Here is a 19,610-nt window from a genome sequence, read left to right as displayed (position 1 = left end):
CGCCTGTGGAGCCAGTTGAGATCAACGCGGGTGAGTACTACCTGCGCGCCTTCCGCCACGACGACCGCGTCGACGACGTCCCCGCGATCGTCGAGGCGTTCGCCGACGAGGAGACCAACCGCTACCTCGGGAACCTGGAGATCACCGGTCCGGGGGCGGCGGAGATCTACGTGCAGTTCCTGACGACCAGCTGGAAGCACGACCACCGGTGGTCGTGGGCGGTGTGCGACGCGACGACGGCGGAGCTGCTGGCCGGGATCGTCGTCCGCGACATCGACCTCAAGACGGGCGTCGGCGAGGTGATGTGCTGGTCGCAGCCCCGCCACCGCGGCAAGGGCGTGCTGCCGACCGCGCTCAACTCGATCCTGGGCTGGGTCTACGGCGGAGCGGGGCTGCACCGGATCGCCTACCGGCACGCCGCCTCGAACAAGGCGTCGCAGCGCGTGGCGGAGAAGTGCGGGTTCACCCTGGAGGGTCGACTTCGCGAGGAGACGATCGTCGATGAGCAGCGAGAAGACCAGTTGCTGTGGTCACGACTGGCCACCGACCCCTACCCGGAGCAGCTACGGTGACCGGCCATGCGGACCCCGGCGCTCCTGATCGTCGCGGTGGCGCTGGCCGGTTGCACGGCGGTGCCCCAGCAGAGCTCGCTGACCACCCCGCCGCCGCCTCCCCCGCCGGCCACCACCTCCGCCACGCCGCTCGACCTCCCGCCGCGGCCGCGCGCGGTGCCGCTCGACGAGGTGGACCCCTGCGCTCTGCTCACCGCTGACCAACGCACGTCGCTGAGCCTCGACAACCCGCCCGGCGCGTACGTCGAACCGAGCTTCGGCAGCGCGCGGGCGTGCACCATCAGGAGCACCACGAGTGGAAATGTGGCGAGGATCGCACTCGTCGTCGTCTCGGGCGCCGACGTGTGGCTGTCGGAGAACGCTCAGGTGGATTACACGCTCGGCACGATCGAGGGCTTCACGGCGATCACCGTCCGCACACCCGACGTGCACGACGTCTGCAATGTGGAAATAGACGTTGCTGATGGGCAGTTCGTCGACGTCATGTTCCGCGACGGCGGCAATTCGACCGCGGTACAACAAGATCATCTCTGCCTCGGGGCCCAGCGCGTGGCCGAGGCCGTGATGGCCAGTTTGCTCCAGAAGCGCTGACCCACACGGGCGGATGTCACTGATCGCACTCCACAGCGTCACCTTGGGTGGATAGAGTGTCGAAGCGCTTGCAGGTACAACCGCCGGAGGTTTCACGATGCCGCCAGGGGGACGCAGCGGGGCAGACTCCTCGCCACCCGCCCAGCACCAGCTGAACGTGGAACCGGAGGCGATCCCAGCGTTGCGGAACACGTTCTCGGCCGCCCTGATCAAGCTGGACAAGCAGATCGAGATGGCGATCACCGAGTTCCGCGTGCGCCCGTGGGCGGGTGACCCGGTCAGCGCCGAGGCCGCGGATAAGTTCAACGACCGCTCCATCAGCGACGGCGACTCGGCGTTGCAGGCGCTGCTGAACTACCAGCGGCAGCTCAAGACCGCGATGGACAACCTGAACAAGATCGAGCGCCAGTACCAGACGGTCGAGGGCGACAACACCGGCATGATGAACAAGAGCGGGTGCTGACGATGGCTGATCACCGCTGGCAGGGCTACAGCCACAAAGAGCTGTACGAACGCATCCACTCCGGTCCCGGCCCCTCCGCGTCGTTCGCCTCCATGGAGCGCTGGGAGGGCGTGTCGGCCGCGCTGACCGAGATCAACGAGGACCTGCACAAGGGCATCGCGCTGTCCGGCGCGAAGTGGAGCGGCAAGGCCGCCGAGATGGCGCAGTCGGGCCTCAACCCGGTCGCCGCCTGGGCCGACACCGCGCGCACCGGCTCGGACGTCATGCGCTACTCGGCCGAACTGCAGGCGGGCTACATCTCGAAGGCCCGCGCGGACATGCCGGCCCCGGTCGCCGTGACCGCGGAGCAGCCGGGTGCCCTCGTCACCGGCCTCACGCACCTCTTCGGCGGCCAGACCGACCACGAGAAGCAGGAGGCGGCCCAGGACGCGGCCGAGCGCCGCGCCCGTGAGGTCATGTCCACCTACGCGTCGTCCACGACCGCGAACACCTCGACCCTCGGCCAGTTCACCCAGCCCCCGCAGCTGCAGATCAGCGGCACCGGCACCGTGAACGGCGGCGGCACCCAGATCGGCACGGCGGCCGTCTGGGGCTTCGGCCCGCACGGCAGGGGCGGCAGCGCCACCCGCGGCCGCACCGGCTCGGGCTCGCGCGGCTCGGCCACCTCGTCGCCGCGCACCACCACCACGACCACCACGCCGGGCTCCACGACCCGCACCTCGGGCACCGCGGTGACCCCGGCTGCGGCCGCGAAGGGTTCCACGTCGGTCTCGTCGTCGTCGTCGACGACGAGCACGGGCCTCGTCGGGACCGGAACCGGCACCGGAATCGGCACCGGCACCGGCACCGCGGGCGTCGGCCTGCCGGGCCAGCGCACCTCCGGCCGTTCCGACTCGTCCAAGTCCGGTTCCGAGGCGAAGCAGATGGAGGAGGGCGCGACCGCGACCTCCAGCGCCGCCGTCGGCACGGTCATGCAGCAGGGCCACGTGGCCGGCGTCGCGAACGCCTCGGGCTCGGCCATGGGCCCGATGGGCACGGTCGGCGCGTCGAACAACAACGACCAGGTCCACCGCCGCGCTGTGCCGATGCCGCAGGCGTTCGACCCGTTCGGCGGCATGGGGGGCCCGCGCAAGGGCGAGGAAGAGGAGGACTTGGAGCACAAGGCCGCCGACTACCTCCGCGAGCGCGATGACATCTACGGCGTGGGCAGCTACGCGCTGCCCGTGATCGGGGAGAGCACGACGGACTGATGACTCTGTTCGGCTTGGACGTCGGAATGAGCGACACGCGCGACCCGGTGATCATCTCGGCACTGGAGTTCGACGTCCTCTGGGAGCACCTGGGCCTGGAAACGATGCCGCTGGTCCTCAAGGTCCCCTCACCGGGCAGGACCACCGAGGAACGCCGCGCCATCGAGGACCAGGTCTGGCTCCAGCTGGGAGCACGAGGCCTGGGCGGCCCGCGCTCCCTGGACCCGACCCTCGAAGACCTGTTGCACGTCCTGAACCGCCCGCAGCAGGAGATCGACGGCCGCATGTGGCTCCAGGAACGCAGCCTCCGGGTCCTGGCGGCGGGCAAGGGCCAGGCAGGCGTGCTGGCCGTCCTCGACGGCGGCCAGCTGGTCCTGCGCCCGGCGGAAGCCGACGGCCTGCCACGAGAAGCCCTGACCGCCCTCCCCGCCGCCCCGGCGGGCGAAGGCCACTCCATCACCCTGCCCTCGGCGGAGCTGGACGCGGCCGCCACCTCCGCCACCACCCCGGAAGACCTGGAACAGGCCCTCCAGGGCCGAATCCGGGCAGACGACGCCCACACCCTGGCCGAAATGGTCCGAGACGCCTCGAACCGGGGTCAGTTCGGCGCCGCGGCCCGCGACAAGTGGGGCAAACGCGTCCGCCCGGACCGCGTGGTCGCCTTCTACGACACGCCGAAGGGCCGCTACCTGCAGATGCGCCGCGCCTCCGAAGGCCAGGAGCCGTGGTCGACCATCACGCCGGTGGACTACCGCCGCCTGCACCACCACCTGGTGGAGCTGCTGGTGGAGGCGACCGGGGTCTGAGGCTCGGGCGGTCCGGCAGCGCGGTGCCCGGACCGAGGTCAGGGGCACTGTCCAGCAGGCACGGACCGAATGTACTCAGAGGGTCTGACAGTTCCGGCGCCAAGCAATGCGAAGCCGCGGACGAGCCGTGACGAGCACCAACCCCAGGGCGAAGCCGAAGGCGAGCCACCTGACCGCCATCCGCGACGGCGAAGCCGAGCCGCCGGACCATGCGGCTCTGACCAGCGGCGATGACTCAACCACGCGCGATGCGGGTCTCAAGGCGACCACCGCGCAAAGGCGACGTCACCGCAGAAGGCGATCACCCCGCTGGAACAGGCACCGGCCACCGCAAGCCGACCCGCACCGGCCCACCGTCACCCGTCACCCGTCAGGGCCCGATCCCCTGACAAGGCCGGTTCCGCAGGTCGTTCACGTAGTCGCCCGGCGCGCCGGCGGCCTCGGCCGCGTCCGCGACCACCCCGATGTACCGAGCCGACGGCAGCCCGCCCTCGTACGCGTCCAGCACGTAGAGCCAGGCCACCACGGACCCTTCGAGGGTCTGCACCCGCAAGCGGATCTTCTTGTACAGGCCGAGCGCGCCCTCCCACCGGTCCAGCCGCGACTCGTCGCGCGGGGACACGTCGTAGAGCACGCAGAACGTTTGGTGGTCGGGCTCTTCGACGATCGTCGCGAGGGCACCCTCCCAGCCGAGGTCCTCGCCGCCGAACGTCAGGCGCCAACCGACGAGCCAACCGGTCCCCGCGAGCGGGGAGTACGGGGCTCGCTCCATCATCTGGTTCGGATCCATGTTCGACCCGTACGCGGCATAGAGCGGCACGTCCGACAGCGTAGCGACCCATCGATCACCTTTCGGTACTGACGACACGCTGGTTTCGGTCAACGCGTACGGTTGTGCCGGCCAGCAAGCACGCAGAAGGGAACTGATCGTGACCCGCATCGTCATCATGGGCGGCGGACCCGCAGGTTACGAGGCAGCCCTGGTCGCGGCCCAGCACGGCGCCGACGTGACCGTGGTCGAGAACGACGGGGCGGGGGGCGCGTGCGTGTTGTACGACTGCGTGCCGTCCAAGACCTTCATCGCTTCCGCGGGGGCCCGCAGCGCCTTCCGCAATGCCGGTGAGCTGGGGATTCAGACCCACAACGAGCAGGCCGCGGTGGATCTGCCGGTCGTACACGGACGGGTGAAGGGCTTGGCCCTGGCGCAGTCCGCAGACGTCCGGGCGCGTCTTCAGCGCGAAGGTGTGCGGCTGATCAACGGGCGCGCGAAGTTCGTCGACGACTCGCGCGGGCTCGCTCAGCACCGGGTCGTCGCGACGGGCGCGGACGGGTCGGAGGAGATCCTCAACGCCGATGTGGTGCTCATCGCAACGGGCGCGACGCCGCGCGTGTTGCAGGGCGCGGAGCCCGACGGCAAGCGGATCCTCACCTGGCGGCAGATCTACGACCTCCCCGAGCTGCCCGAACACCTCGCGGTGATCGGGTCGGGCGTCACGGGTGTCGAGTTCGCCAGCGCCTACACCGAGATGGGCGTGAAGGTGACGATGGTCTCCAGCCGCGACCGGGTGCTGCCCCACGAGGACGCCGACGCGGCCGTGGTGCTCGAGGACGTGTTCGCCGAGCGCGGCACCGCCGTCGTCAAGCACGCCCGCGCCGACCGGGTCGAGAACACCGGCGACGGCGTTCTGATCCACCTGGAAGACGGTCGCACGATCGAGGCATCGCACGCCCTGATGACGGTCGGCTCGGTGCCCAACACGAACGACATCGGCCTCGACAAGATCGGCATCGAGCTCGGGCGCGGCGGGTACATCCCGGTCGACCGGGTCAGCCGGACGAACGTCAGCGGCGTCTACGCCGCGGGCGACTGCACCGGTGTGCTGCTGCTCGCGTCGGTGGCCGCCATGCAGGGCCGCATCGCGATGTGGCACGCGCTGGGCGAGGGCGTCAGCCCGATCAAGCTCAAGACCGTCGCCGCGAACGTCTTCACCAACCCCGAGATCGCGAGCGTCGGCATCAGCCAGCAGGCGATCGACTCGGGCGAGGTGCCCGCGCGCACGATCATGCTGCCGCTCGCGACGAACCCCCGCGCGAAGATGGAGGGCCTGCGCCGCGGTTTCGTGAAGCTGTTCTGCCGCCCGGCGACGGGGGTGGTCATCGGCGGTGTCGTCGTGGCCCCGAACGCGAGCGAGCTGATCCTGCCGATCGCGCTCGCCGTGCAGAACCAGCTGACCGTCGAGCACCTCGCGACGACCTTCTCGGTCTACCCGTCGCTGTCGGGCTCGATCACGGAGTCGGGCCGTCAGCTCATGCGGCACGACGACCTCGACTGAGCGACGCCGGCACCGCACCGGTACGACGAGGAGTGCCCCGGACACCGCTGTGTCCGGGGCACTGCCGCGTCCCGAACGAAGTCCGAAGTGGACGGAAACTGCCGTCGAACGGCGCACCGGCGGGGTCGTGACGATCACATTTCGGATCTTGGCCGTCCTGACGGGCAACGAGCACACCGGATGTGCGTCAATGAGTTCGTGGGGACTCGTGTCTTGATCGCGGTGCTGAGCGTGGCGCTCGCCACGGCCTGCTCGCAGGCGCCGGCACCGAAGCCGTCGTCGGCGCCGCCGAGCGACAGCGCTCCGGCGCCGGTGATGTCGCCGCTCGGCAACTCCGACCCGATGGAGCTGCGGATCGAACGGATCGGCGTGCGGTCCTCGTTGATCGCGCTGGGGCTCGACCCGCAGGGCCTCGTCCAGATGCCGCCGGTCAACGAGGGCATGCAGGCCGGCTGGCACCAGACGCGACCCCAGCAGTGGATCATCGTCGGCCGGATCGAGAGCAACAAGGCCATAGGGGTCTTCTACCGGCTCAACGACCTGCTCCAGGGCGACCTGGTCGAGGTGTCCAAGAAGGACGGTTCGGTCGCCCGCTTCACCGTGGCGCGCACGGAGAGGATCATCCGCGACGACTTCTTCGCGGAGGCCGTCGCCAGGGACCAGGACGAGCAGGGGCTGCGGCTGATCACGTGCGGCACCCGTGACAACGTGATCGTGCACGCCACCCCGGCCCAGTGACGCGAGCGCGCCCCGAAGCCGCCTGAACGGGCCCCGAGGCGCACTCGGCGAGAACTCAGCCCTCGACCCAGTCGAAGGTCTTCGTCACCGCCTTCTTCCAGTTCTTGTACTCGGAGTCGCGGCGCGCGGAGTCCATCCGCGGTTCCCACTGCTTGTCCTGCGCCCAGTTCTCGCGGATGTCGTCCTCGGTCTCCCAGAACCCGACCGCGAGACCGGCGGCGTAGGCGGCACCCAGCGCGGTGGTCTCGTTGACCACCGGCCTGATCACCGGCACGCCGAGGATGTCAGCCTGGAACTGCATCAGCAGCTCGTTGACGACCATGCCGCCGTCGACCTTCAGCGCGGTCAGGTCGACGCCCGAGTCGGCGTTCATCGCGTCGAGCACCTCGCGGGTCTGGAAGGCGGTCGCCTCCAGCACGGCCCGCGCGAGGTGGCCCTTGTTGACGAACCGGGTCAGGCCGACGATCGCGCCACGGGCGTCGGAACGCCAGTACGGCGCGAAGAGCCCGGAGAACGCGGGCACGAAGTACGCGCCGCCGTTGTCCTCCACCGTCTTCGCGTGCTCCTCGATCTCGGCCGCGTTGCTGATCATGCCGAGGTTGTCGCGCAGCCACTGCACCAGCGAGCCGGTGACCGCGATCGAGCCCTCCAGGGCGTAGACCGGGGCGGCCTCACCGATCTTGTAGCAGATGGTGGTGAGCAGCCCGTTCCGGCTCATCACCTTCTCGGTGCCGGTGTTGAGCAGCATGAAGTTGCCGGTGCCGTAGGTGTTCTTGGCCTCGCCGGGCGACAGGCAGGCCTGGCCGAACGTGGCCGCCTGCTGGTCGCCGAGGATGCCCGCGATCGGCACCCCGGCCAGCGCGCCGCGTTCGCGCACCTGGCCGTAGACCTCCGACGAGGACCGGATCTCCGGCAGCATCGACATCGGGATGCCCATGTCGGCGGCGATCGAGGAGTCCCACTGCAGCGTGTCGAGGTCCATCAGCATGGTGCGCGACGCGTTCGTCGGGTCGGTGACGTGCACGCCGCCGTCCACCCCGCCGGTCATGTTCCACAGCACCCAGGTGTCCATGTTGCCGAACACCAGGTCACCGGCCTCCGCCCTCTCCCGCGCGCCCTCGACGTTGTCGAGGATCCAGCGGACCTTGGGGCCGGAGAAGTACGTCGCGAGCGGCAACCCGACCTTCTGCAGGTAGCGCTCCTGCCCGCCGCCGAGGTTGCCGAGCTCGGTGACGATCTTGTCGGTCCTGGTGTCCTGCCAGACGATGGCGTTGTAGACGGGCTCGCCGGTGTTGCGGTCCCAGACCACCGCGGTCTCGCGCTGGTTGGTGATGCCGACGGCGACGATGTCCGAAGTGGACAGGTCGGCCTTGGCGAGCGCGCCCGCGGCGACCTGGCGGGTGTTCTGCCAGACCTCCTTCGGGTCGTGCTCGACCCAGCCCGCCTTCGGGAAGATCTGCTCGTGCTCCTTCTGGTCGACCGACACCACCCGACCCGAGTGGTCGAAGATCATGCACCGGGTCGACGTGGTGCCCTGGTCGATCGCGGCCACGTACTGCGTCATGCGAGAAGTCCTTTCAGACCGGGAGAACCAGGAAGAGCAGCGCGGCGAGCGCGCCACCCACGAGGGGGCCGACGACGGGGACCCACGAGTAGCTCCAGTTGGCGTTGCCCTTGTTGCGGATCGGCATCATGAACGCGTAGGCGATGCGCGGACCGAGGTCGCGCGCCGGGTTGATCGCGTAGCCGGTGGGGCCACCGAGCGACGTGCCGATCACCAGGACGACGAACGCGACACCCGCGTAGCCGAGCGCCGAGTTGCCGAACTGCGGGACCCCGTCGACCGACTCCTTCGCGCCGGGGGACAACAGGATCCAGAGGACGAGCACGAACGTGCCGATGATCTCGGAGACGAGGTTCCACGGCGCGCTCGGCACGGTCGGGCCGGTGGAGAAGATGCCGAGCGTGTTCTGCGGCTCGTCGTGCGTGTCGAACTGCAGCTTGTAGGTGGCCCAGCAGAGCATGGCGCCGAGAACGGCACCGACCATCTGCCCGAGGACGTAGACGGGAACGTCGCCCCACGGAGTCTTGTCCGCGATCGCGAGTCCGAGGGTGACTGCGGGGTTGAGGTGCGCCCCGCTGGGGTTGGCGATGCTCGCGCCGGCGAAGACCGCGAAGGCCCAGCCGATGTTGACGAACAGGAATCCCGTGCTGTTGCCGAGGGTGTTCTTGAGCACCTGGTTCGCGACGACACCGGTGCCGAGGAGGATGAGGACCGCGGTCCCCAGCGTCTCCCAGACGAAGATCGAGCCTGCGCTCATCGTCGGCCTCCACTCGTTTGCGGCCAGGACAGGACGCGCAAACCCGAGGTCAGGGCCGCGCCGCCCGCCTGCAACGTGCTCGGACGCTATTACCGAGCTGATCAGTTGTCCATGCCGGGTGCCGGGGAAAGGGCCATTTTCAGGCCGTTGGGTACTGGGCCGCGCGCCCACCGGCGGAGCGGCGTCGCTGCAGGTAACGTGATCTGCGAGCCGTCACAGGGAGGCGCCCGTCGTGACCACGCCAAAGAACGCAGCTGCAGCACCGCACACCCATGCCGAACCCCCGATCACCGGCAGACTGGGCCCGGCCGAGCGCGAGGAGTCGTGGCGGCGGCTCGGCTCGGAGACGTTCGACCTCGTGGTGGTCGGTGGTGGTGTCGTCGGCGTCGGCGCGGCACTCGACGCCGCCACGCGCGGCCTGCGGGTCGCCCTCGTCGAGGCCCGCGACCTGGCGTCCGGGACGTCGAGCCGGTCCTCCAAGCTCTTCCACGGCGGCCTGCGCTACCTGGAACAGCTGGAGTTCGGGCTGGTCCGCGAGGCCCTGCGCGAGCGCGAACTGATGCTGACGCGCATCGCCCCGCACCTGGTGAAGCCCGTCGCGTTCCTCTACCCGCTGGCGAACCGCGGCTGGGAGCGCCCGTACACGGCGGCCGGCCTGTTCCTCTACGACACGATGGGCGGCGCCCGGTCCGTGCCGGGGCAGAAGCACCTCACCCGTGCCGGCGCCCTGCGGCTGGTGCCCGCGCTCAAGCGCGACGCGTTGATCGGCGGCATCCGCTACTACGACGCCCAGGCCGACGACGCCCGCCACACGATGATGGTCGGCCGCACAGCCGCCCACTACGGCGCCGTGGTGCGGACGTCGACCCAGGTGGTCGGTTTCCTGCGCGAGGCGGACCGCGTGTCCGGCGTGCGGGTGCGCGACGTCGAGGACGGCCGCGAGGTCGACGTGCGGGCGCACGCGGTGATCAACGCGACCGGCGTCTGGACCGACGAGCTGCAGCGGCTCTCCGGCTCGCGCGGCCGGTTCCGCGTGCGGGCGTCGAAGGGCGTGCACATCGTCGTCCCGCGCGACCGGATCGTCGCCGAGGCCGGGATGATCCTGCGCACCGAGAAGTCCGTGCTGTTCGTGATCCCGTGGCGCAACCACTGGATCGTCGGCACCACCGACACCGACTGGAACCTCGACCTGGCGCACCCGGCGGCCACCAAGCACGACATCGACTACATCCTCGAACGCGTCAACTCGGTGCTCGCGACCCCGCTGACGCACGACGACATCGAGGGCGTCTACGCGGGCCTGCGGCCGTTGCTGGCGGGCGAGTCGGACTCGACGTCGAAGCTCTCGCGCGAACACGCCGTGGCACGGGTCGCGCCCGGCCTGGTGGCGATCGCGGGCGGCAAGTACACGACGTACCGGGTGATGGGCGCGGACGCCGTCGACGCGGCGCACGTCGACCTGCCGGGCCGCATCCAGCCGTCGATCACGGACAAGGTGCCGCTGGTCGGCGCCGACGGCTACCACGCCCTGGTGAACCAGGCCGACCAGCTCGCGGCCAAGCACGGCCTGCACCCGTACCGCGTGCGGCACCTGCTGGACCGCTACGGCTCGCTGGTGCACGAGGTGCTGTCGCTGGCCGCCGACAACCCGGAACTGCTGAAGCCGATCCCGGCCTCCCCCGACTACCTCCAGGTCGAGGCGGTGTACGCGGCCTCGCACGAGGGCGCCATGCACCTCGAGGACGTGCTGACGCGCCGCACCCGCATCTCTATCGAGTACGCGCACCGCGGCGTCGACTCGTCCGAGGCGGTGGCACGGCTGATCGCCCCCGTCCTCGGCTGGGACGAGGACGCGATCAAGCGCGAGGTCGAGGTCTACAACGCCCGCGTCGAGTCCGAGCGCGCGTCCCAGACGAAGGCGGACGACCAGGCGGCCGACGCCGTCCGGGCCGCTGCGCCCGAGGCCCGTCCGCAGCTGGAAGAACCGGTCAGCTGAGCCTCTGAGACGACTCCGGCGGGGCACCACAGGTGCCCCGCCGGAGTCGTTCGCGGATCGACGATCCGGAGCGGTGGTGGCTCACCGGAACTCGTGCACGACCTCGATCGGACCCACGAGGTGCGCGTTGAACTCGTCGAGCTCCTCGGCCGGAACCCACAGCTCCAGGATGGTCCTGCCGCCCGCCTGCTGAACCGGGTAGCGCCGGAGGAACTCCGACTCGACCCGGAAGCGGGTGACGTAGCCGACCCCGTGGTGCGGCACGTTCCACTCACGGGCGATCTTGATCGCGTACTCCTCGTCGAGCACGGGGTAGAAGATCGGCTGCTCGGGGAGGCGGGGTGGCCACGCGTGCCAGCCGGACTCCCGGACGAGTTCCAGCTCCTCCGGGCCGGTCGGCCGCCACAGCACGGTGGTCGACTGGTCCACGGTGCACCCCCGCCCGCTCAGTTGATCAGATCATTCGCCGGCGGGAGCCTGATGAGCGGTGTGATCCGCTTGCCAGCCGATTTCGCGAGCGGTCCGGCGTTGCGAGATCGACCTGAACGGACCCCGGACAGTGTTGTGGCGCGTGCGCAACTGCTCCGCACGCCACAACACTGCTCGGACCGAAGGGGTTCGCTTTAAGCCAGTGCGGCGAGCGCCGTGTGGACCATGACGCGGACGCCGACGAGCAGCGCGCGCTCGTCCAGGTCGAACGTCGGCTGGTGCAGGTCGAGCTGCTTCTCGACGCCGTTCCACACGCCGAGGCGCGCGAACGAGCCGGGCACGTGCTCCAGGTACCAGCCGAAGTCCTCGCCACCGGAGGACTGCTCGGTGCCCGCCAGGGCGTCGTCGCCGAGAGCGGCCTCGATGCCTGCGCGCAGGATCTGCGTCGACTCGCGCTCGTTCACGACCGGCGGCACACCGCGGCGGTGGTGCAGGTCGAAACCGACGCCCGTGGGCGCCAGCAGACCGGTCACCAGGTCCTTGACCAGCGGCTCCAGCTCGGCCCAGATGTCGCGGTCACCCGTGCGCAGCGTGCCGCGCACCAGGCCCTCCTGCGGCACGGCGTTCGGCGCCTCGCCCGCGTGCACCGCGCCCCACACCAGGACGGTGCCGGAACGGGGGTCGACGCGGCGCGACAGCATCGTCGGCAGGCCGGTGATCACGGTGCCGAGCGCGTGCACCAGGTCGGCCGTCAGGTGCGGGCGCGAGGTGTGGCCGCCCGGCGAGGACAGGCGCAGCTCCAGCAGGTCGGAGGCCGACGTGATGGCGCCGATGCGGGTGCCGATGCGGCCGACCTGCAGGCGCGGGTCGCAGTGCAGGCCGAAGATCCGCTCCACGCCGTCGAGGCCACCGGCCGCGAGCACGTCGAGCGCGCCTCCGGGCATGACCTCCTCGGCGGGCTGGAAGACGAGCCGCACCCGGCCCGGCAGCTCCGTCGCGGACGCGAGGGCCAGCGCGGTGCCGATCAGGACCGTGGTGTGGGCGTCGTGACCGCACGCGTGCGACACACCGTCCACAGTGGACGAGAACGGCAGGCCGGTGTTCTCGTGCAGCGGCAGGGCGTCCATGTCCGCGCGGAGGGCCACGCAGCGCGGGCCGCTGCCGATGTCGCAGATCAGGCCGGTGCCGCCGGGGAGGACCCGCGGCTTGAGGCCGACCTCGCGCAGCAGCTTCGCCACGAGCTCGGTGGTGTTGTACTCGCGCCGGGACAGCTCGGGGTGGGAGTGGATGTGGCGCCGCCACGCGATGACGTCCGCGGCGTGCGCCTTCAACCAGTCGTCGAGCCACGCGGGGCCGCGGCCTTCACCCAGATCATCCACAACAGACATGCTCACCCCGGTGGGGTCCACGAGCATCTCAGGGGACGTCTTCACAGTTGAGGAACCCGAAGGTCGGGAGTCCAGGACCGTCATGCCGCACCTCCGCGGGCCAGCAGCCGTTCACGCTGCCGTGGATCGGTGGCCGTCGCGATCGTCGTCCAAGCCATGGCGAGTGCTCCTTCGAGCACCGCTCGGTCGGCCGACGCCGAGGCACAGGCGGTCGCGAACTCTTGTTGGTGGTTCACCGCGTCTCCGCAGTCGATTGCGATGGTCGGGTGGATGGCGGGCAACACTCTGGTGACGTTGCCCATGTCGGTGCTCCCGATCTTCTCGCGCTGCTCCTGCTCTCGCGAAAGCGGCCGTCGTCCCAGGTCAGTGGCAGCACGCCGGTAGGCGTCCGCGAGCCACGGGTCAGGAGTCAGCTCGGCGTAGATCGGTGAGACCTGCACGACCTCATGGGTGCAGCCGGTCGCGAGCGCGCCGGCTGTGAAGCAGTCCCGGATTCGGTTCTCCAGACGCTGCAACGATTCCAGGTTTTCCGCCCTCACGTCGAACATCGCCGACGCGTGGGCGGGTATTACGTTCGGCACGGTGCCGCCGTGGGTGACGATGCCGGTCACCATCTGACCGGGCTCGAGGTGCTGCCGCAACAGGCTGATCGAGATCTGCGCGACGGTCACCGCGTCCGCGGCGTTGATGCCGAGGTGCGGGGCGGCGGCCGCGTGCGACGGCCTGCCCTGGTAGTGCACCTCGAGATCGGTGATGGCCAGCGACTTCGCGGCACACGACTCGTACGGCGCCGGGTGCACCATCATCGAGAACGAGACGTCGTCGAACACGCCCCGTTCCAGCATGAGCACCTTGCCGCCGCCGACCTCTTCCGCCGGGGTGCCGATCACCTTCACGGTGACACCCAGCTGGTCAGCGACGTCACGCAGCGCAAGGGCCGTTCCGACCGAGGCCGCGGCGATGACGTTGTGCCCGCACGCGTGCCCGACCTCGGGCAACGCGTCGTATTCAGCGCACAGTCCCAGCACCAGCTCACCGGCGCCGTACGTCGCGACGAAGGCGGTGTCCAGGCCGGCCACCCCGCGGTCGACCTCGAAGCCCTCGCGAGCCAGCAGGGTGGCGATCTTCTCGGCGCTGCGGTGCTCCTCGAAGGCCAGCTCGGGCTCGGCGTGGATCGAGTGCGACAGGTCCAGCAGCACGTCGGAGTACCGCTCGACGGCCGAGCGCGTGCTGGTCTTCAAGTCGGTACCCATTGGCCACCATCCTGCATCACCGCCCGTGGGACGCGGTGCGCTGATGATGATCAACCGGACGGCCGGTCGCAGCGCTGCGCCAAGCGGTGAGCGAGTTTCGGTCTGACCGATCAACGATGACGCAGATGGTCGGGAGACACGCTTAACTTCCACTATTACGTCCCACCAGGTGGAACGCGGTGTCTCGGCGTCGAACGGTCGGGGCGGCCGCCCGGTTACCCCTTCTTGGCCGCCCGCTCCTTGCGCCACTTCGCCCACCGCTTCTTGTTGCGGTAGTAGACCAGCGCGAACAGCACCACGGCGATGCCGCCGATCCACAGCTTGCGCTTGGTCTCCTGACGAGCTTCAGGCGACGGCGCCTGCGGCGCGTTCACGTCCGGAGCCGGGTTGACCGCGGTCTGCTGCGCAGCCGCCACGGGCGTGTCCGCCGCCTCTTGCGCGGACGCCGCACCGGCGATCCCGAGAACGCTCAACACCGAGAACACGCAGGCCAGCAGCAACCTCGACATGGCCTGAACTCTACCTCGAATACCACGATCGAAGGTCACCCAAACTAGTTAAGCGCCTACGGGGAGTCCGATTGGAACGCCTGCAGAAGCTGCTCGGCGGCCAGCGTCGCGGTGAGCTCTCCCGACCGCACCTTCTCCTCCAGGACGCCGGCGGCGGACCGCACGGCGGGGCTCTCGCGGACCTGCCGCCACAGCTCGTCGCGGACCATCATCCAGGTCCAGTCGACCTGCTGGCGGCGCCGGCGTTCGTCCAGCTCGCCTGCCTGCTCGAGGGTGCGGCGGTGTTCCAGCACGCGGGACCACAGCTCGTCGAGACCGGTTCCGGTGAGGCCTGAGCAGGTGAGCACCGGCGGGTGCCACACCGCGTCCGGCGGGCGCAGCAGCTTGAGGGCCCCGGCCAGTTCGCGGGCGGCCTTGCGGGCGTCCATCTCGTGCTCGCCGTCGGCCTTGTTGACCGCGATGACGTCCGCGAGCTCCAGGATGCCCTTCTTGATGCCCTGCAACTGGTCACCCGTGCGCGCGAGCGTCAGGAACAACGAGCAGTCCGTCATGTTCGCGACGGCCACCTCCGACTGCCCGACGCCGACCGTCTCCACCAGCACCACGTCGAAACCCGCGGCCTCGACCAGCACGATCGTCTCGCGGGTGGCCTGCGCGACGCCGCCGAGCGTGCCGCTGGTCGGCGACGGCCTGATGAACGCGTCGCGGTTGACCGACAGCCGCTGCATGCGGGTCTTGTCGCCCAGGATGCTGCCGCCCGTGCGGGTCGAGGACGGGTCGACGGCGAGCACCGCCACCCGGTGCCCCCGCTCGGTCAGCATGGTGCCCAGCGCGTCGATGAACGTCGACTTGCCCACGCCGGGCACGCCGGTGATCCCGACCCGGATCGCGTCACCGGACTTCGGCAGCAGCTCGACCAGCAGCTCCTGCGCCCGGGCCCGATGATCGGCGCGCGTCGACTCGACGAGCGTGATGGCCCTGGCCAGCACACCGCGGTTGCCGTCGAGGACGCCCTTCGCGTACTCGGCGACGTCGACGACCCTAGGCATGGTGCCCGAGCTGGCCGGCCAGCTTCACGAGCAGGTCCTTCGCAGCGTCGGCGATCACGGTGCCGGGCGGGAAGATGGCCGCCGCGCCCGCCGCGTGCAGCTCGTCGAAGTCCTGCGGCGGGATCACGCCACCGACGACGATCATGATGTCCTCGCGGCCGAGCTTCGCGAGCTCTTCGCGCAGCGAGGGCACCAGCGTGAGGTGGCCCGCGGCGAGCGAGGAGACGCCGACGATGTGCACGTCGGCCTCGACGGCCTGGTGCGCGACCTCCTCCGGCGTCTGGAACAGCGGGCCGACGTCGACGTCGAAGCCGAGGTCCGCGAACGCCGTGGCGATCACCTTCTGGCCTCGGTCGTGCCCGTCCTGGCCCATCTTGGCGACCAGGATGCGCGGGCGGCGGCCCTCCTGTTCCGCGAACGCCTCGACGACCTCGCGGCAGCCGTCCACGTTGGACACCGAACCGACCTCCTGCCGGTACACGCCGGAAATGGTGCGGATCTGCGCGCTGTGGCGGCCCCACACCTTGCCGAGCGACTCGGAGATCTCCCCGACCGTGGCCTTGGCGCGAGCGGCGCCGATCGCCAGCTCCAGCAGGTTGCCGCCGCTGCCCGCCGCGTTCGTCAGGGCCTCGAGCGCACTGTCCACCGCGGACTGGTCGCGCTCCTCCCTGAGCCTGCGCAGCTTCTCGAGCTGCTGGGCGCGCACGCCGGCGTTGTCGACCTTGAGGACCTCGATCTGCTCGTCGGCGTCCACGAGGTACTTGTTGACGCCGATGACGGGCTGGCGCCCGGAGTCGATGCGCGCCTGGGTCCGCGCCGCCGCTTCCTCGATGCGCAGCTTGGGGATGCCCTCGTCGATCGCGCGGGCCATGCCGCCCGCCTTCTCGACCTCGGTGATGTGCTCCCAGGCCTTGGCCGCGAGCTCCGCGGTGAGCCGTTCGACGTACGCGCTGCCGCCCCACGGGTCGATCACGCGCGTCGTGCCGGACTCCTGCTGGAGCAGCAGCTGCGTGTTGCGGGCGATGCGCGCGGAGAAGTCCGTCGGCAGCGCGAGCGCCTCGTCGAGTGCGTTGGTGTGCAACGACTGCGTGTGTCCCTGCGTCGCGGCCATCGCCTCGACGCACGTGCGCGCGACGTTGTTGAACACGTCCTGCGCGGTGAGGCTCCACCCCGACGTCTGGCAGTGGGTGCGCAGGCTGAGGGACTTCGGCGACTTCGGCTGGAACTCGTTGACGAGCTTGGCCCAGAGCAGGCGCGCGGCCCGCATCTTGGCGATCTCCATGAAGAAGTTCATGCCGACGGCCCAGAAGAAGCTGAGCCGCGGCGCGAACGCGTCCACGTCCAGCCCGGCCTCCCGGCCCGCGCGGAGGTACTCGACACCGTCCGCGAGCGTGTAGGCCAGCTCCAGGTCGGCCGTCGCCCCGGCCTCCTGCATGTGGTAGCCGGAGATCGAGATGGAGTTGAACTTCGGCATGTGCCGCGAGGTGTAGCTGAAGATGTCGGAGATGATCCGCATCGACGGCCGCGGTGGGTAGATGTAGGTGTTGCGGACCATGAACTCCTTGAGGATGTCGTTCTGGATCGTCCCCATGAGCTGCTCCGGCTTCACCCCCTGCTCCTCCGCCGCCACGACGAACAGGGCGAGGACGGGCAGCACCGCGCCGTTCATCGTCATCGACACGGACATCTTGTCCAGCGGGATGCCGTCGAACAGCGTGCGCATGTCGTAGATCGAGTCGATCGCCACCCCGGCCATGCCGACGTCACCGGCGACGCGCGGGTGGTCCGAGTCGTAGCCGCGGTGCGTGGCGAGGTCGAACGCCACGCTCAGGCCCTTCTGCCCAGCCGCGAGGTTGCGCCGGTAGAAGGCGTTCGACTCCTCGGCCGTCGAGAAACCCGCGTACTGGCGCACGGTCCACGGCTGGTTGACGTACATCGTCGGGTACGGGCCGCGCAGGAACGGCGCGATGCCGGGGTACGTCCGCAGGAAGTCGAGACCCTCCACATCGGACGGGCCGTAGACCGGCTTGACCGCGATGCCCTCCGGCGTCTCCCACGGCGGCAGGTCGGTCTTGTACTCCGCCCTCGGGAGAGGACCGAGGTCGACGTCCGCGAAGTTGGGGATCATCGCTCCGCTCCCTTGTCGATGCCGAGGAACCCGTACGTGTTCGTGAGGATCTCGAGCGCCGGGCAGCCGAGGTGGACGAACCCGTCGACCTCGGCGTCGGTCTTCTTGCCCGCGAGGAGCACCCGTTCGGCGCCCGCGGCGCGCAGCGCCTCGACGGTGGCGACGGCCTGGTCGGCGTAGCTGCCGTCGCTGCCGCACAGGACGGCGATCCTGGCGCCGGACTCCTCGAACCTGCGGGCCACTTCCTCCGCCGAGGCGGTCGCGCCCGCGTCCGGGGTGGCGAAGCCGCCCGCGTTGAAGAGGTTGGCGGCGAAGGTGGCCCGCGCGGTGTGGGCCGCGACCGGTCCGAGGGTGGCCAGGAAGACCCGGGGGCGTTCGGGCTGGGCGTCGGCGAGGTCGCGCAGCTCCTCGAAGGCCTGGGCGTAGCGGACCCTCGGGAGGCCGAAGGTGTCAGACCCGCTCGAGACACTTGGGGTGGGGGGCGCGTCCCCCCTGGGGGTCTGCGAGTCGGAATCGATTCCGGCGGCCTGGTCGCGCACCACCGGCTTCTCCGCCAGGTTCGGGAACTCGCTCACCCCGGTGATCGGGTCGCTCCGATCCGCCAGCCGAGCCGACCGCGCCGCCCAGGTCGAGGCGATCCGCGCGGCGACCAGGCCGTGCGCGGACGGCAACCCGCCCGCCCGTTCGACCTCCTGGAACCACTTCCAGGCCTCGGCCGCCAGCGCGTCGGTCAGCCGCTCCACGTACCAGGAGCCGGCCGCGGGGTCGATCACCTCGCCGAGGTGCGACTCCTCCAGCAGCAGGTTCTGCGTGTTCCGCGCGATCCGCCGGGCGAACTCGTCCGGCAGCCCGATCGCCGCGTCGAACGGCTGCACCGTCACGGAGTCCGCGCCGCCGAGTCCGGCGGCCAGGCAGGCGACCGTGGTGCGCAGCATGTTCACCCACGGGTCGCGGCGGGTCATCATCGCCGACGACGTCACCGCGTGCTGCACCTGCACGGTCTCGACGCCCGACACCTCGGCGACGCGAGCCCAGAGGCGGCGGGCGGCGCGGAGCTTGGCGATGGTCGTGAACTGGTCGGCGGTGGCGGCGAAGCGGAACTCCAGCTGCTCGAACGCCTCCGAAGCGGTGAACCCCGCGCCGGTCAGGGAACGCAGGTACGACACGGCCAGCGCGAGAGAGGCGCCCAGCTCTTCGGAGTCCGAGCCACCGGCGTCGTGGAACGGCAGCGCGTCGACCACCACGGTCCGCAGGCCGGGGAACCGCGAGCGGGCCTCGCGGATGACGTCCAAAGCGTCACCAGAAGGCCGCAGGGCGAGGTTGCCGCGCACCTCGGTGGCCAGCACCGGCGCCTGGTCGTAGATCCGGAGCATCGCGCGGGCGGCGTCGGCGGAGCCGTCGAGCACGATCGGCGCGAGGTCGAGGTAGACGCCGTCCAGCAGGCGTTCCAGGGAGGAGGCGGGGACCGCCAGCCACAGGGAGGTGACGCCGCCCTCGAGGTCGTTCATCAGGGCGACCGGATCGGGGACCGAGTGGCGCTGGCGAACGTCCCAGCCCTGCTTCACCGGCGCGAGAGCGTACGGCTCGAGGGCGTCGTCGAGGGTGTAGAGCGGCTGGAGCTCGATGCCGTCGTACGTCTTCGTGACCAGCGAGTCGAAGCTCGCGCCGGTCTTGCGGAGAACTGCGTCGACCAGCTCTCGCCACTGTTCTCCCGACGCGGCGGGGAACTCGTTCGGGCGGAATTCGGCGGTCAATGCCAACTCCATCATGCGTTGCAGTGTTAC

At 70.2% G+C, this 19,610-nt stretch carries 18 protein-coding genes; 8 read left to right on the top strand and 10 right to left on the bottom strand.

Annotation, left to right across the window (positions count from 1 at the left end):
- Nucleotides 1–5 precede the first annotated feature (5 nt).
- The 5 genes from BLQ91_RS02385 to BLQ91_RS02365 all read left to right on the top strand — a co-directional run bounded on the left by BLQ91_RS02385 (nt 6) and on the right by BLQ91_RS02365 (nt 3,682).
- Nucleotides 6–572 carry a GNAT family N-acetyltransferase gene (locus BLQ91_RS02385; RefSeq protein ID WP_176959537.1) on the top strand — a complete coding sequence of 189 codons (567 nt, stop codon included), beginning with the start codon at nt 6–8 and terminating at the stop codon, nt 570–572.
- A gap of 6 nt (nt 573–578) precedes the next feature.
- Nucleotides 579–1,163, top strand: a complete 585-nt coding sequence (locus BLQ91_RS02380; protein ID WP_245733008.1) for a DUF3558 domain-containing protein — start codon at nt 579–581, stop codon at nt 1,161–1,163.
- A 97-nt stretch (nt 1,164–1,260) separates the two neighbouring features.
- Nucleotides 1,261–1,626 carry a transcriptional regulator gene (locus BLQ91_RS02375; RefSeq protein WP_090094884.1) on the top strand — a complete coding sequence of 122 codons (366 nt, stop codon included), beginning with the start codon at nt 1,261–1,263 and terminating at the stop codon, nt 1,624–1,626.
- Between the two features lie 2 nt (nt 1,627–1,628).
- A complete protein-coding gene (locus tag BLQ91_RS02370) occupies nt 1,629–2,876 on the top strand; it encodes a PPE domain-containing protein (protein ID WP_090095928.1) in 1,248 nt (415 codons plus the stop codon).
- A gap of 26 nt (nt 2,877–2,902) precedes the next feature.
- Complete coding sequence (locus BLQ91_RS02365) at nt 2,903–3,682, top strand: ESX secretion-associated protein EspG (RefSeq protein ID WP_245733000.1); 780 nt, start codon at nt 2,903–2,905, stop codon at nt 3,680–3,682.
- Between the two features lie 370 nt (nt 3,683–4,052).
- Here BLQ91_RS02365 and BLQ91_RS02360 read toward each other — a convergent pair whose 3' ends face one another.
- Entirely contained in the window at nt 4,053–4,502 is a 450-nt protein-coding gene (locus BLQ91_RS02360; RefSeq protein ID WP_090094882.1) for a gamma-glutamylcyclotransferase family protein, read from the bottom strand.
- 109 nt (nt 4,503–4,611) lie between these two features.
- On the opposite strand from BLQ91_RS02360, the gene BLQ91_RS02355 reads away from it, so the two are divergent.
- Together BLQ91_RS02355 and BLQ91_RS02350 are read left to right on the top strand one after the other, a co-directional pair.
- Entirely contained in the window at nt 4,612–6,015 is a 1,404-nt protein-coding gene (locus BLQ91_RS02355; RefSeq protein ID WP_090094881.1) for an NAD(P)H-quinone dehydrogenase, read from the top strand.
- Nucleotides 6,016–6,213: 198 nt separating this feature from the next.
- A complete protein-coding gene (locus BLQ91_RS02350) occupies nt 6,214–6,753 on the top strand; it encodes a sortase domain-containing protein (RefSeq protein ID WP_176959536.1) in 540 nt (179 codons plus the stop codon).
- Between the two features lie 55 nt (nt 6,754–6,808).
- Here BLQ91_RS02350 and glpK read toward each other — a convergent pair whose 3' ends face one another.
- Both glpK and BLQ91_RS02340 read right to left on the bottom strand, forming a co-directional pair.
- Nucleotides 6,809–8,317, bottom strand: a complete 1,509-nt coding sequence (glpK, locus tag BLQ91_RS02345) for a glycerol kinase GlpK (protein ID WP_090094879.1) — start codon at nt 8,315–8,317, stop codon at nt 6,809–6,811.
- A 13-nt stretch (nt 8,318–8,330) separates the two neighbouring features.
- Complete coding sequence (locus BLQ91_RS02340; protein ID WP_090094878.1) at nt 8,331–9,074, bottom strand: MIP/aquaporin family protein; 744 nt, start codon at nt 9,072–9,074, stop codon at nt 8,331–8,333.
- Between the two features lie 286 nt (nt 9,075–9,360).
- Between BLQ91_RS02340 and BLQ91_RS02335 the strand changes: the two genes are divergently transcribed.
- Nucleotides 9,361–11,070: a glycerol-3-phosphate dehydrogenase/oxidase gene (locus BLQ91_RS02335; protein ID WP_090095927.1), complete on the top strand. Its 1,710-nt coding sequence runs from the start codon at nt 9,361–9,363 to the stop codon at nt 11,068–11,070.
- Nucleotides 11,071–11,151: 81 nt separating this feature from the next.
- On the opposite strand, the gene BLQ91_RS02330 is transcribed toward BLQ91_RS02335, so the two are convergent.
- The 7 genes from BLQ91_RS02330 to BLQ91_RS02300 form a co-directional block, all read right to left on the bottom strand.
- Nucleotides 11,152–11,499 carry a hypothetical protein gene (locus BLQ91_RS02330; RefSeq protein ID WP_090094877.1) on the bottom strand — a complete coding sequence of 116 codons (348 nt, stop codon included), beginning with the start codon at nt 11,497–11,499 and terminating at the stop codon, nt 11,152–11,154.
- 194 nt (nt 11,500–11,693) lie between these two features.
- Nucleotides 11,694–12,914, bottom strand: a complete 1,221-nt coding sequence (locus BLQ91_RS02325; protein WP_425412434.1) for a M20 family metallopeptidase — start codon at nt 12,912–12,914, stop codon at nt 11,694–11,696.
- A gap of 53 nt (nt 12,915–12,967) precedes the next feature.
- Nucleotides 12,968–14,140 (bottom strand): M20 family metallopeptidase, encoded by a 1,173-nt coding sequence (locus tag BLQ91_RS02320; RefSeq protein WP_090094875.1) that lies wholly within the window; start codon nt 14,138–14,140, stop codon nt 12,968–12,970.
- Between the two features lie 215 nt (nt 14,141–14,355).
- Nucleotides 14,356–14,649: a hypothetical protein gene (locus tag BLQ91_RS02315; protein WP_090094874.1), complete on the bottom strand. Its 294-nt coding sequence runs from the start codon at nt 14,647–14,649 to the stop codon at nt 14,356–14,358.
- 56 nt (nt 14,650–14,705) lie between these two features.
- Nucleotides 14,706–15,698, bottom strand: a complete 993-nt coding sequence (meaB, locus tag BLQ91_RS02310) for a methylmalonyl Co-A mutase-associated GTPase MeaB (RefSeq protein ID WP_090094873.1) — start codon at nt 15,696–15,698, stop codon at nt 14,706–14,708.
- A complete protein-coding gene (gene scpA / locus BLQ91_RS02305) occupies nt 15,691–17,826 on the bottom strand; it encodes a methylmalonyl-CoA mutase (RefSeq protein ID WP_090094872.1) in 2,136 nt (711 codons plus the stop codon). Before scpA ends, meaB begins: the two co-directional genes overlap by 8 nt.
- On the bottom strand, nt 17,823–19,580 hold the full coding sequence (locus BLQ91_RS02300) for a methylmalonyl-CoA mutase family protein (RefSeq protein WP_245732998.1): 1,758 nt from the start codon (nt 19,578–19,580) through the stop codon (nt 17,823–17,825). Before BLQ91_RS02300 ends, scpA begins: the two co-directional genes overlap by 4 nt.
- Between the last annotated feature and the right edge of the window lie 30 nt (nt 19,581–19,610).

Origin of the sequence: Lentzea jiangxiensis (genome assembly GCF_900104175.1) — a bacterium.
GTDB lineage: Bacteria > Actinomycetota > Actinomycetes > Mycobacteriales > Pseudonocardiaceae > Lentzea > Lentzea jiangxiensis.
Note: the sequence above shows the minus strand (reverse complement) of the source record. Positions and strands in the feature narration are given on the sequence as shown.